At 64.9% G+C, this 10,457-nt stretch carries 12 protein-coding genes; 4 read left to right on the plus strand and 8 right to left on the minus strand.

What is annotated here, in order from left to right:
• Positions 1–120: 120 nt before the first annotated feature.
• The 5 genes from AC1D00_RS11285 to AC1D00_RS11305 form a co-directional block, all read right to left on the minus strand.
• Positions 121–1,080: a helix-turn-helix domain-containing protein gene (locus AC1D00_RS11285; protein ID WP_477010730.1), complete on the minus strand. Its 960-nt coding sequence runs from the start codon at positions 1,078–1,080 to the stop codon at positions 121–123.
• A gap of 219 nt (positions 1,081–1,299) precedes the next feature.
• Positions 1,300–1,617: an FtsB family cell division protein gene (locus AC1D00_RS11290; protein ID WP_011087554.1), complete on the minus strand. Its 318-nt coding sequence runs from the start codon at positions 1,615–1,617 to the stop codon at positions 1,300–1,302.
• 122 nt (positions 1,618–1,739) lie between these two features.
• Positions 1,740–2,291: an NADPH-dependent FMN reductase gene (locus AC1D00_RS11295; protein ID WP_135175238.1), complete on the minus strand. Its 552-nt coding sequence runs from the start codon at positions 2,289–2,291 to the stop codon at positions 1,740–1,742.
• A 274-nt stretch (positions 2,292–2,565) separates the two neighbouring features.
• Positions 2,566–3,564: an MBL fold metallo-hydrolase gene (locus tag AC1D00_RS11300; RefSeq protein ID WP_477010731.1), complete on the minus strand. Its 999-nt coding sequence runs from the start codon at positions 3,562–3,564 to the stop codon at positions 2,566–2,568.
• A 110-nt stretch (positions 3,565–3,674) separates the two neighbouring features.
• Positions 3,675–3,998 carry a helix-turn-helix transcriptional regulator gene (locus tag AC1D00_RS11305; protein ID WP_404556624.1) on the minus strand — a complete coding sequence of 108 codons (324 nt, stop codon included), beginning with the start codon at positions 3,996–3,998 and terminating at the stop codon, positions 3,675–3,677.
• On the opposite strand from AC1D00_RS11305, the gene AC1D00_RS11310 reads away from it, so the two are divergent.
• Positions 3,978–4,214, plus strand: a complete 237-nt coding sequence (locus AC1D00_RS11310; RefSeq protein WP_477010732.1) for a hypothetical protein — start codon at positions 3,978–3,980, stop codon at positions 4,212–4,214. The two genes, AC1D00_RS11305 and AC1D00_RS11310, sit on opposite strands and share 21 nt — an antisense overlap.
• A 29-nt stretch (positions 4,215–4,243) precedes the next feature.
• Here the strand turns inward: AC1D00_RS11310 and AC1D00_RS11315 are convergent, their stop codons facing one another.
• On the minus strand, positions 4,244–5,380 hold the full coding sequence (locus tag AC1D00_RS11315; RefSeq protein WP_477010733.1) for a zinc-binding dehydrogenase: 1,137 nt from the start codon (positions 5,378–5,380) through the stop codon (positions 4,244–4,246).
• A gap of 33 nt (positions 5,381–5,413) precedes the next feature.
• The gene (eno, locus tag AC1D00_RS11320; RefSeq protein ID WP_011087562.1) at positions 5,414–6,697 is read right to left on the minus strand and encodes a phosphopyruvate hydratase; all 1,284 of its coding nucleotides are present in this window, start codon (positions 6,695–6,697) and stop codon (positions 5,414–5,416) included.
• Between the two features lie 177 nt (positions 6,698–6,874).
• On the opposite strand from eno, the gene AC1D00_RS11325 reads away from it, so the two are divergent.
• Genes AC1D00_RS11325 through AC1D00_RS11335 form a run of 3 tightly spaced genes read left to right on the plus strand, consistent with a single transcriptional unit; the run spans position 6,875 to position 9,170 of the window.
• On the plus strand, positions 6,875–7,852 hold the full coding sequence (locus AC1D00_RS11325; protein ID WP_477010734.1) for a Vgb family protein: 978 nt from the start codon (positions 6,875–6,877) through the stop codon (positions 7,850–7,852).
• A 51-nt stretch (positions 7,853–7,903) separates the two neighbouring features.
• A complete protein-coding gene (gene queF, locus AC1D00_RS11330; RefSeq protein ID WP_038967228.1) occupies positions 7,904–8,356 on the plus strand; it encodes a preQ(1) synthase in 453 nt (150 codons plus the stop codon).
• A gap of 16 nt (positions 8,357–8,372) precedes the next feature.
• On the plus strand, positions 8,373–9,170 hold the full coding sequence (locus AC1D00_RS11335) for a substrate-binding domain-containing protein (RefSeq protein ID WP_477010735.1): 798 nt from the start codon (positions 8,373–8,375) through the stop codon (positions 9,168–9,170).
• A gap of 14 nt (positions 9,171–9,184) precedes the next feature.
• On the opposite strand, the gene AC1D00_RS11340 is transcribed toward AC1D00_RS11335, so the two are convergent.
• Positions 9,185–10,457 (minus strand): glutaminase (locus AC1D00_RS11340; protein ID WP_477010736.1); only part of this gene is annotated, 1,273 nt, incomplete at its 5' end.

Consider the following 10,457-nt stretch of genomic DNA (forward strand, 5'->3'; position numbering starts at 1 on the left):
GAGCACACACGGCTTCCACATCGTCTTTGCGAGCGCAGCGAAGCAATCCAGAGTCCCGCCGCGGAAAGATTCTGGATTGCTTCGCTGCGCTCGCAATGACGGCAGAGGAGACTGCGGCCCTCAGTGGTTCAGCTCGAACCGCTTGAGCTTCCTGTGCAGTGTGGCGCGGCTGACGCCGAGGGCCTTGGCGGCTGCCGAAACATTGCCACCCGCGCGCAGCAGCGCCCGCTGCAACACCGCACGCTGACCGCCAGCGAGGTGGTCGCGCGCCGTATCGCCGCCGAGAAGATCGGCCGCGGGGACGGGACGCAACGCCCGGCCGGGCGCGAGCCCCAGTCCCACCCGGGCGGAGCGGGTCGCGCCGATCACGAGGTCGTCCGCATCGACCGCGACGAGGCCGCTGCACTGGCCGTCCGCAGCGTATGTCAGCACGATGCGGGCATGGGCGAAAGCCCGGCGGAACAAGTCGGCCTCGATGCGCCTTGTCGCCTCGCCCGCCGCAAGCGCGATCAGATTGGAAAACGCGTCGGTCCGGTCGGCGCGGCAGGAGGAGACGTCGAGCACGCCGGCAAACGCCGCCTCGTGGTCGTAGATCGGAACGGCGGTGCAGCTCAACAGCGTGTTGCGCGTGAAGAAGTGCTGGTCGCGATCGATCGTCAGCGGCCGCTGTTCGACGACACAGGTGCCGATGCCATTGGTGCCCTCGTGCTCCTCGCTCCAGAGCGCGCCGGTCCACAGGCCCCACGATTGAAAGGTGGTGTCGTCGGCCCGCGTGCCGCGACGATCCACCGGCACCCCCTCGCCGTCGGCCAGCAGCACGCAGCAGCCGGCAGCGCCAACCGCCTGGTAGAGCCGGTCCATCGCCCCTTGCGCAGCGGCGAGCAGCGGCGCGATACGCTCGCGCGCCTCGCGGAGTTCCGCGTCGGTCAGCCGCTGGGGCAAGCCCCGGCCGGAGGGATCGAGATGATGCAACCGGGACGAACGGCGCCAGGAGGCCACGAGCGCGGAGCGAGCCGCCTGGCCTGATGCAATAGCGGCTTCGACACGAGCCGCGTGATGCTGGGGCATTGACCCATTCATCACCGTTTCCTCCGGATGGCAATTTACGACGTGCCGGCGCGGCCTGATTGATCTCTGTCAATCCTGGGGAGCAGTGCGCCRTACAAGCCATGCCCTCGCCGGCGCCGCTGCGTCAAGGCGGCAAAGCGACTGCGGTCTTGCGACTTTTGGCGTGATGGAGAAGGAGGCGGCCGGGCTCGGCGCCGGCTTTCGATACCGGTTTCGAAACCCGCGCAAGCGCTAGTTCGGCGGGATCATCCGAACGAGATCGCGCGGATTGACGTAATCGAGCTGGAAGCGCGCCCGCTCGTCCAGCATGTCGGGATCGATCCTCGCGGAACGCAGCAGCGAGACGCGCTGCTCGCTCCTGGCGCGCTCGCGCTTGAGCTGGGCCAGCTCGCTCGTGAGCGCGATGATCTCCTGGTCGAGTTCCTGGCGGGCGTTRAGGCCGTATTTGCCGGTATAGGCGTTGACGCCGAAATAACCGACGATGGCAGCCGCCATCGCGTAAAGGGCGAGACCGGTCAGGATCGATTTGAGGCGCGCGCGGGAGACCATCTTCGGAAGATGGGGGAGTTTGGTTAAGGGAGCGCTAATGCGCCCTGCCCGCGCCACCAATCGTCATCGTCATGCCCGGCCTTGTTGTTTAGGCCGGGCATGACGAAGAACTAGTGTTGGCCTCAGCCGTGATGCTTGGCCACGTGTGCGGCGAAGGCGTCGATATAGGCCTGGAGCACGGTCTTGAGCGAGTCCTTGGCGAGGTTCCCCTCCGCATCGAAGGCGTCGCCAACCGCGTTCAGGTAGATCTCGGGCTGCTGCATGATCGGGCCGGCAATGCCCGGCAGGATGTTCTGGAGCGTCTTGGCCGCGCTGACGCCGCCGAGCGGACCCGGCGAGTTCGAAATGATGCCGACCGGCTTGCCGTTGAACGAGCTCTTGCCATAGGGGCGCGAGGCGACGTCGATGGCGTTCTTCAGGACACCCGGGATCGCGCGATTGTATTCCGGGGTGACGAACAGAACGCCGTCCGACTTCTGGAGCTTGTCGCGGAAAGCCAGCCAGTCCGCGGGCGGCGCGCCCTCGAGGTCCTGGTTGAAGAAGGAGATACCCGCCGGCGTAACGACCTCGAGCTTGAGCGAGGCCGGCGCGAGCTTGGCGAGCGCATTGGCGATCTTCAGCGAAAAACTGTCCTTGCGCAGGCTGCCGGCGATCACGACGATATTGTAGGCCATAGAGTGTCCTCAGAACTTGAGCGGGAGTGCCGGGCGGCACTTAAGCGATCCGGACCAATGGATGCAAGTGCATGAACCGGTCCGATTTGGAAACATTGAGTTTCGCGAAAGAGGACATTGAGGCCTGTAGCCCCGATGGAGCGCAGCGCAATCCGGGGTCGTGCCCCCAAGTTCCGCCGGTCCCGCAATACGCTTCGCTCCATCCGGGCTACGACCCAAAACAATCAGGCTGCCCAGCGGCGGCCTGATGTTTCGAGCAATTCCGCAACCGAGATCAGATCGTCGGATTCCAGGCCGACGGGATCAGGCGATATTTGGCTCCGTCCTTCTCGACATGGCCGACCGAGGGGAAGGTGAAGTGGAAGCCGATCACCGTCGCTTTCTCGGCCGCCGCCATGTCGTAGAATTTGTGGCGCGTCTGCTGCGCCATCGCGGCATCGGCGTCGAACATCACGTGCCAGTCCGGATTGCGCAGGAAGAACTCCGGAATGTTGGTGACATCGGACTGGATCAACACCCTGGAATCGCCGGACGCGACCGCAAACGAGGTGTGGCCGGGCGTATGGCCGGGCGTCGCGATCGAGGTGATGCCGGGCGCGACCTCCTTGCCCCACTCGTACTTGGTGACCTTGGATTCGAGGCCGGCGAAGGTCTTCTTCACGTTGGCGAAGTAGTTCTTCATCATCGCGTTGGACTCGGCCTTGGCGGCGTTGTCCTCGCTGGTCCAGAACTCCCAGTCCTTGCCGGGCACCATGATCTCCGCATTCGGGAACGCGAGCGCGCCGTCGGCGAGGCGAATGCCGTTGGTGTGGTCGGGATGCAGATGCGAGAGCAGCACGACGTCGATGCTCTTGGGATCGACGCCGGCGGCCTGGAGGTTCTGCAGCGTACGGCCGACCGCACCCTTGCTCGGCTCCAGGTTGGCGACTCCATTTCCGGTGTCGATCAGCACCAGCTTGGAGCCGGTGTTGATGAGCTGCGGGTTGAACGGCACCGTGACCATGCCTTTGGGCATGTAGGCGGCCTCGCCGGCGGCTGCGGCTTCTTCCTTCGGGACGTTGACGACGAACTTGTCCGGCATCGGGAAGGTGCGCGCGCCGTCATTGATCGAGGTGCACTCGAAGCTGCCGACCTTGTAGCGATAGAAGCCGGGTGCCTGAGTCCCGCTTTGCGGCACTGAGGCGTTGGCAATGGTCGGTCGAAGTCCGGTGGCGGCAGCCGCACCGATGGCGGCCGCGCCTGCGAGCAGATGACGGCGATTGAGATCGGTCATGGAGAGGTCCCCTTCTGAGCCCTTGCGGTTTTCCGCTTTCAATGGCGGCGGAATAATCCCCGGCTTCGCTCAGAAGGCAAGACCTTCCTTCGGTGAGGTGCCGTCGCAGATCACGACAATTTATTTGGGGCGTTGGGGAATTTTTCGCCAGTGGCCTGTCCGCGCCAGTACCGCTTCGGTGCATGGCCGTAGACTCGCTTGAAGGCATGTCCGAACGCGCTCTCCGACGAGTATCCAAGCTGCGCGGCCGTTGCCGAAACGGTCGCTCCACGTCGCAGCTGATCGCGTGCAAGTCGCATTCGCCATCGAAGCAGGTAGTCGAGCGGCGCCAACCCCACAAGCGACTTGAACCGCTTCGAAAACGCGGATCGCGACATGGCGATCGCTTCGGACAATGCGTCCAGGGTCCAGGGGTGAGCGGCGTCTTCGTGCATCAGCCTGATGGCCTTGCCGATCCTGGCATCGACCAGCGCGTTGATCCATCCCAAACCCTCGCCGGCACTCTGATCCAGCGCCGCGCGGGGCAGGCAAGCATGAAGGCGATGGCCATTCCGGCGAGCGCCATCGCGGAGGCGATGGCCTTCGCGATAGCGCAGCCGGATAGTGTGGACGTCGGCGAGATCGTCATTCTCCCCACGGCCCAGGCATAGATTCGATCAGGCCTGGACGCCGTCGCTCGTCACGACTTATTCGGGTTGATGAGGAATTTTTCGCCGGTGGCCCGTTTGGCGTAGACCGCGATGTTGGCGGGATCGAGCGCCTCGGGAAGCGACACCACCTTGGTGTAGTGGCTGGCGAAGGTGGTCTTCAATTCATTCACGACGCGCTGTCGCAGCCGTCCGATATCGGCCGGACCGATCTTCTGGAGGAACGGGGTCAGCAGCCAACCGCCGACGCCCCAGGCCATGCCGAAGCCGCGCGGCAGTTCGATCGGACGGATATCCAGCGCGCCGTAAACGTAGACCTGCTTGTGCACGCTGGAGCCGTAGCGGCTGTATTCCTTTGCGGTCTTGTTGATCGCGATTTCCATGCAGTTGAGGATGTCGCCGGCAAGCTTGCCGCCGCCGATGGCATCGAAAGCGATGGTGGCGCCGGTCTCGACCAGCGCGGCCGTGAGATCGTCGAGAAAGCTCGGCACGCTGGAGTCGACGACGTATTTGGCGCCGATCTTGTTCAGGATCTCTGCCTGCTCCTTGCTGCGCACGATGTTGACGAGCGGGATGCCGTCCTTGATGCAGATCTTGTTCAGCATCTGCCCGAGGTTGGAGGCGGCCGCGGTATGCACCAGCGCCTTGTGGCCTTCGCGCCGCATGGTCTCGGTCATGCCGAGCGCGGTGAGTGGATTGACGAACCAGGACGCGCCCTCCGCCGCCGTCGTGCCGTCAGGCAATGGCTGGCAGTCCCTCGCCTTCAGGGTCCGGAATTGCGAGTACATGGCGCCRCCGATCATCGCGACCGTCTTGCCCATCAGCGCCTTCGCAGCGTCCGACGAGCCGGTCTTGACGACGACGCCGGCACCTTCATTGCCGACCGGCAGGGATTGGTCGAGCCGCGCCCCCATCGCGCGCATCGCACCGTCAGGCACTTTCGCGGTGATGACGGGCGCCTGCTTTGTGCCGGAGGCCTTGGCCGTGCTCATGTCGGCGGCGCCGACGAGCAGGCCGAGATCCGACGGGTTGATCGGCGCCGCCTCGACGCGGACGACGACCTCGTCCTCGGCGGGCTCGGGGGTCGGCACGTCGAGAAGCGAGATTTCCAGTTCGCCACTCGCCTTGATCAGCGAACGCAGTTGCAGTCCGGTCTTGCCATCGCTCATGTCGATCCTCCCAGTCCTTGTCGAAGCGCTGGCTTATGCCAGCGCCTTCAGTGCCGCCTTGCCGCCGTAGAGCGCCTGCTTGCCGAGCTGCTGCTCGATGCGCAGGAGCTGATTGTATTTGGCGGTGCGGTCGGAACGCGCCAAGGAGCCAGTCTTGATCTGGCCGCAGTTGGTGGCCACCGCGAGGTCGGCGATGGTGGAATCCTCGGTCTCACCGGAGCGGTGCGACATGACGGAGGTGTAGCCGGCCTTGTGCGCCATCTCGACGGCGGCGAGCGTCTCGGTCAGCGTGCCGATCTGGTTGACCTTGATCAGGATCGAGTTGGCCCGGCCCGCCTTGATGCCTTCGGCGAGGCGCTTGACGTTGGTGACGAAGAGATCGTCGCCGACGAGCTGGCACTTCTTGCCGATGAGATCGGTGAGCTCCTTCCAGCCGTCCATGTCGTCTTCCGACATGCCGTCCTCGATGGTCACGATCGGATAACGCGCAACCAGGTCTGCGAGGTACTTGGCCTGCTCGGAGATCGAACGGGTCTTGCCCTCGCCTTCATAGACGTATTTGCCGTCCTTGAAGAACTCGGTCGAGGCGCAGTCGAGGCCGATCACGATGTCGCTGCCCGCCTTGAAGCCGGCCTTGCCGATCGCGTTCATGACGAATTCGAGCGCGGCGTCCGCCGACGGCAGGTTCGGGGCAAAGCCGCCCTCGTCGCCGACATTGGTGTTGTGGCCGGCCTTCTTCAGCTCCGACTTCAGCGTGTGGAAAACCTCCGCGCCGTAACGCAGGCCCTCGGCAAAGCTCGACGCGCCGACCGGCAGGATCATGAACTCCTGGAAGTCGATCGGGTTGTCGGCATGCACGCCGCCATTGATGATGTTCATCATCGGCACCGGCAACAGCCGCGCCGAGGTGCCGCCGACGTAACGGTAGAGTGGCATGTCGAGCGAGTTCGCGGCCGCCTTGGCGCAGGCGAGCGAGACGCCGAGGATGGCGTTGGCGCCGAGGCGGCTCTTGTTCGGCGTGCCGTCGAGATCGATCATGATCTGGTCGATCTGGGCCTGCTGCTCGACATCGAGGCCGCTCAAGGCCTCGAAGATCTCGCCGTTGACGGCGCCGACCGCCTTGGTGACGCCCTTGCCGAGATAGCGGGCCTTGTCGCCGTCGCGCAGTTCCACCGCCTCATGGGCGCCGGTGGAGGCGCCTGACGGCACCGCGGCGCGGCCGAGCGCGCCATCTTCCAGCACGACGTCGACCTCGACGGTGGGATTGCCACGGCTGTCGAGGATTTCGCGGCCGATGATGTCGATGATGGCGGTCATGATGTTGCACTTCCGTTCGTTAGATTTGATCGGTTCGCCGCGGGTCTTACACGGAGCGCAAGCAAATGTGAACGCTTGGACGGCGTGCTTCGACTGACGCGCGAATTGCCCAGGACTAAACTTGACGGCATCTGGTCCGCGCGTCCAACCTCAATCTGAAACAGTCGGGGTAACGCCATGAATCGCCGCCAGTTTCTCGGCTCCAGCGCTGCCCTCCTCGCCGTTCGCCCATCTTTTGCGCAGGAGGGCCCGTTCCGGACAAAATATTTCCCCATCAGTGCCGGGATCGGCCTGCACGACCTCGCCCCGGCTCCCGACGGCACGGTCTGGTTCACCGCGCAGGGCAAGGGCATGCTCGGCAGGCTCGATCCGAAGGATGGCACCTTCAAGACCGTCAGCCTCGGCCAGGGCGCCGCGCCGCATGGCGTGACGATCGGCCCCGATGGCGCGCCCTGGATCACCGAGGGCGGCCAGAACGCGATCGCGCGGGTGGAGCCCAAGGACCTCAAGGTCACGCTGTTCCGCCTGCCCGAAAAATTCGCCTCCGCCAATCTCAATACCGGAGTGTTCGACAAGGACGGCACCTACTGGTTCACCGGCCAGTCCGGCTATTACGGCCGGCTTGCGCCCAAATCGGGCGAGATGAATGTGTTCCGGGCGCCCAAGGGCGTCGGCCCCTATGGCATCACGGTGACGCCCAAGGGCGACGTCTGGTACGCCTCGCTCGCCGGCAGCTATATCGCGAAGATCGATCTTGCGACCGGCAACGCCAATGTGGTCGAGCCGCCAACGCCGAGCCAGGGATCGCGGCGCGTCTGGTCGGATTCGAAGAGCCGGATCTGGGTCAGCGAGTGGAACAGCGGCCATGTGTCGGTGCACGATCCCGCTGACGGCTCCTGGAAGACCTGGAAGCTGCCGGGCGAGCGTCCCCGCACCTACGCGGTTTATGTCGATGACAAGGACAAGGTCTGGCTGACCGATTTCTCCGCCAATGCCATCGTCCGCTTCGATCCCGCGACCGAGCGGTTCAACGTCTTCGCCAGCGACAAGCCAAATGCCAATGTCCGCCAGCTCGACGGCAGGCCGGGCGAGCTCTGGGGCTGCGAGTCCGGCAACGACCGGATCGTCATGATCCAGACCATCGCCACTGGTTGACGGCAGCTCCAATTGCGTCCATCCCGGCATCCGCAAAAGGATGTGACGACGATGGCGAAAAAATCCCTCCAGCTCGGCCGCGCGGTCGAATGGCCGCACACACCGGAAGAAGCCCAGCTCGACCGCGTGCCCAATCCGCAAAAGGGCACCGACTATCTGGTGCGCTTCACCGTGCCGGAATTCACCTCGCTGTGCCCGGTCACGGGACAACCGGATTTCGCGCATCTGATGATCGACTACGCGCCCGGCCCATGGCTGCTGGAGTCGAAATCGCTGAAACTCTACATCGCGAGCTTCCGCAATCATGGCGCCTTCCACGAGGATTGCACCGTGATGATCGGCAAGCGCATCGCCTCCGAGATAAAGCCGAAATGGCTCCGCATCGGCGGCTACTGGTATCCGCGCGGCGGCATCCCGATCGACGTGTTCTGGCAGACCGGCCGGGTGCCGAAGGGCCTGTGGGTCCCGGAGCAAGGCGTCGCGCCCTATCGCGGCAGGGGTTAGCTGGAGACGAGCGACAATGAAATCGACATCAGCAACATTCCGTAACCTTGCCTTGGGCCTTTTGGGCGTCCTGTGGCTGACTGGCGCGTCCGACGCTGCCGAGGTCCGGGTGATGATTTCCGGCGGTCTGACGGCGGCCTATCAGGCGCTCGTGCCGGAGTTCGAGAAAGCCACCGGCCACAAGGTGCTGACGGCGTTCGGGCCGTCGATGGGCACCACCACCAATGCGATCCCGGTCCGGCTGGAGCGCGGCGAACCGGCCGATGTCCTGATCATGGTAGGCTATGCCCTCACCGACCTCGCCAGCAAGGGCAAGGTCGTTGCCGGCAGCCAGGTCGATCTGACCAGGTCGCCGATCGGGATCGCGGTGAAGTCGGGCGCGCCGAAGCCGGACATCAGCTCGGCGGAGGCAGTCAAGCGTGCGCTGCTGGCGGCGAAGACAATCGCTTACTCGGATAGCGCCAGCGGCGTCTACGTCTCGACCGAGATGTTCGACAAGCTCGGCATTGCCGATGTCATGAAGGACAAGGCGCGCAAGATCCCGGCCACGCCGGTCGGCGAGATCGTCGCGCATGGTGAGGCCGAACTGGGCTTTCAGCAGATCAGCGAACTGAAGCCGGTGCAGGGCATCGATATCGTCGGACCGCTGCCGAACGAACTGCAGAAGATCACGATCTTCTCAGCCGGCATCGCGACCGTTTCGAAAGAACCCGATGCTGGCCGGGCCTTGATCAAGTTCCTCGCCTCCCCCGCCGCCCGCGACACGATCATTGCGAGCGGCATGGAGCCGATCCCCGCGGGTGGTGCGAATTAGGGAGGCCCCGCCCCCTAATACGCGCTCAGCAGATCCACCTTGGCATTCGCGAGAACCAGCCGCCGCGCCAGGATCGCGGCGAGGTTGCGCATGATCTTCAGCGACGTCTCCGGGTGCAGGCGGCGGTAGTCGGCAAAGCGGTCGAGCGGCAGTTCGAGGCAGGCAACTGGCGTATCGGCAAACACGTCGGCGCTGCGGGTTCTCTCCAGGATCGCCATCTCGCCGAACTCCATGCCGGGACCGAGCGAGGCCAGCCGCACGCCGCTCCGCAGCTTCACGCTGACCATGCCACTCTGCAGGAAGAACAGCGAATTGGCGGGCTCGCCGGCGGCGATGATGCGCTGGCCGGCGGCGTAGTGGCGCGTGGTCGATAGTTTCACGATCGCGGCGATCTCGTCCGCGTCGAGCTCGGCCAGCAGCGCCTGCTCGCCGAGATGCGCGCTCTCCTTCACGTCGGTGAAGCCGCCGAAGCGGTAGATCACCTGGTCCTCGGCCCATTCGATGGCATCGTCGAGCAGCGCGAAGCGGCGCAGCCGTCGCGGTTCCCCCATGCGCGCGGAGATCGCGGCCCAGACCGCGGAGGTCTCCTCGAGGCCGGACAGAATCGCGGTGACGCCGGCATTGCCGAGCGCTGTCAGCGTCTCGCCCAGAAGCTCCGCACCGGCCGCGGTGATGTCAGGCACGCGGCGGAAATCGATGATCAATAGCGGCGCGTTCGGCGGCTCACTGCTGAGTCTTCGCGTGACGTAATCGATGGTGCCGAAATTCAGCGCGCCGACGAGCTCGAGGATGCGGATGTCGCTGTGACGCTCGTCGAGGATCTGCTGCTCGTGCGGCTGGCGGCTGCGGCGCGAGGAGATGCCGTAGACGTCGTAGTCCGCCATGATGCTGGTACGGACGTCGGCATTGCGGTTGAGCATGTGCAGATCGAACCGCGCCGACAGCGCCTCGCAGACCTTCAAGCCGCGGACGCTGTTGAAGTGATTGTCGAGCAGCGGCGAGAAGGTGCCCAGTCCCAGCTGCGAGGGCAGCGCCGCGACGATGCCGCCGCCGACGCCGCTCTTGGCGGGGATGCCGACGCGATAGGTCCACTCGCCCGCATAGTCGTACATGCCCGAGCTCGTCATTACCGACAGCGTGCGGGCGACGATGTGCGGCGTGATCACCTGCGCGCCCGTCACCGGATTGATGCCGCGATTGGCGAGAGTTGCCGCCATCACCGCCAGATCGCGCGCCGTCACCAGAATCGCGCATTGGCGGAAATAGACGTCGAGCACGGCGTCGACG

The organism is Bradyrhizobium sp. P2_E8 (assembly GCF_056403875.1).

Coding starts and splice junctions, on each gene's coding strand:
- queF (WP_038967228.1), top strand. CDS start 7,904: ATGGCGAAAAAATCCCTCCAGCTCGGCCGCGCGGTCGAATGGCCGCAC.
- AC1D00_RS11325 (WP_477010734.1), top strand. CDS start 6,875: ATGAATCGCCGCCAGTTTCTCGGCTCCAGCGCTGCCCTCCTCGCCGTT.
- eno (WP_011087562.1), bottom strand. CDS start 6,697: ATGACCGCCATCATCGACATCATCGGCCGCGAAATCCTCGACAGCCGT.
- AC1D00_RS11285 (WP_477010730.1), bottom strand. CDS start 1,080: ATGAATGGGTCAATGCCCCAGCATCACGCGGCTCGTGTCGAAGCCGCT.
- AC1D00_RS11295 (WP_135175238.1), bottom strand. CDS start 2,291: ATGGCCTACAATATCGTCGTGATCGCCGGCAGCCTGCGCAAGGACAGT.
- AC1D00_RS11335 (WP_477010735.1), top strand. CDS start 8,373: ATGAAATCGACATCAGCAACATTCCGTAACCTTGCCTTGGGCCTTTTG.
- AC1D00_RS11305 (WP_404556624.1), bottom strand. CDS start 3,998: ATGCACGAAGACGCCGCTCACCCCTGGACCCTGGACGCATTGTCCGAA.
- AC1D00_RS11300 (WP_477010731.1), bottom strand. CDS start 3,564: ATGACCGATCTCAATCGCCGTCATCTGCTCGCAGGCGCGGCCGCCATC.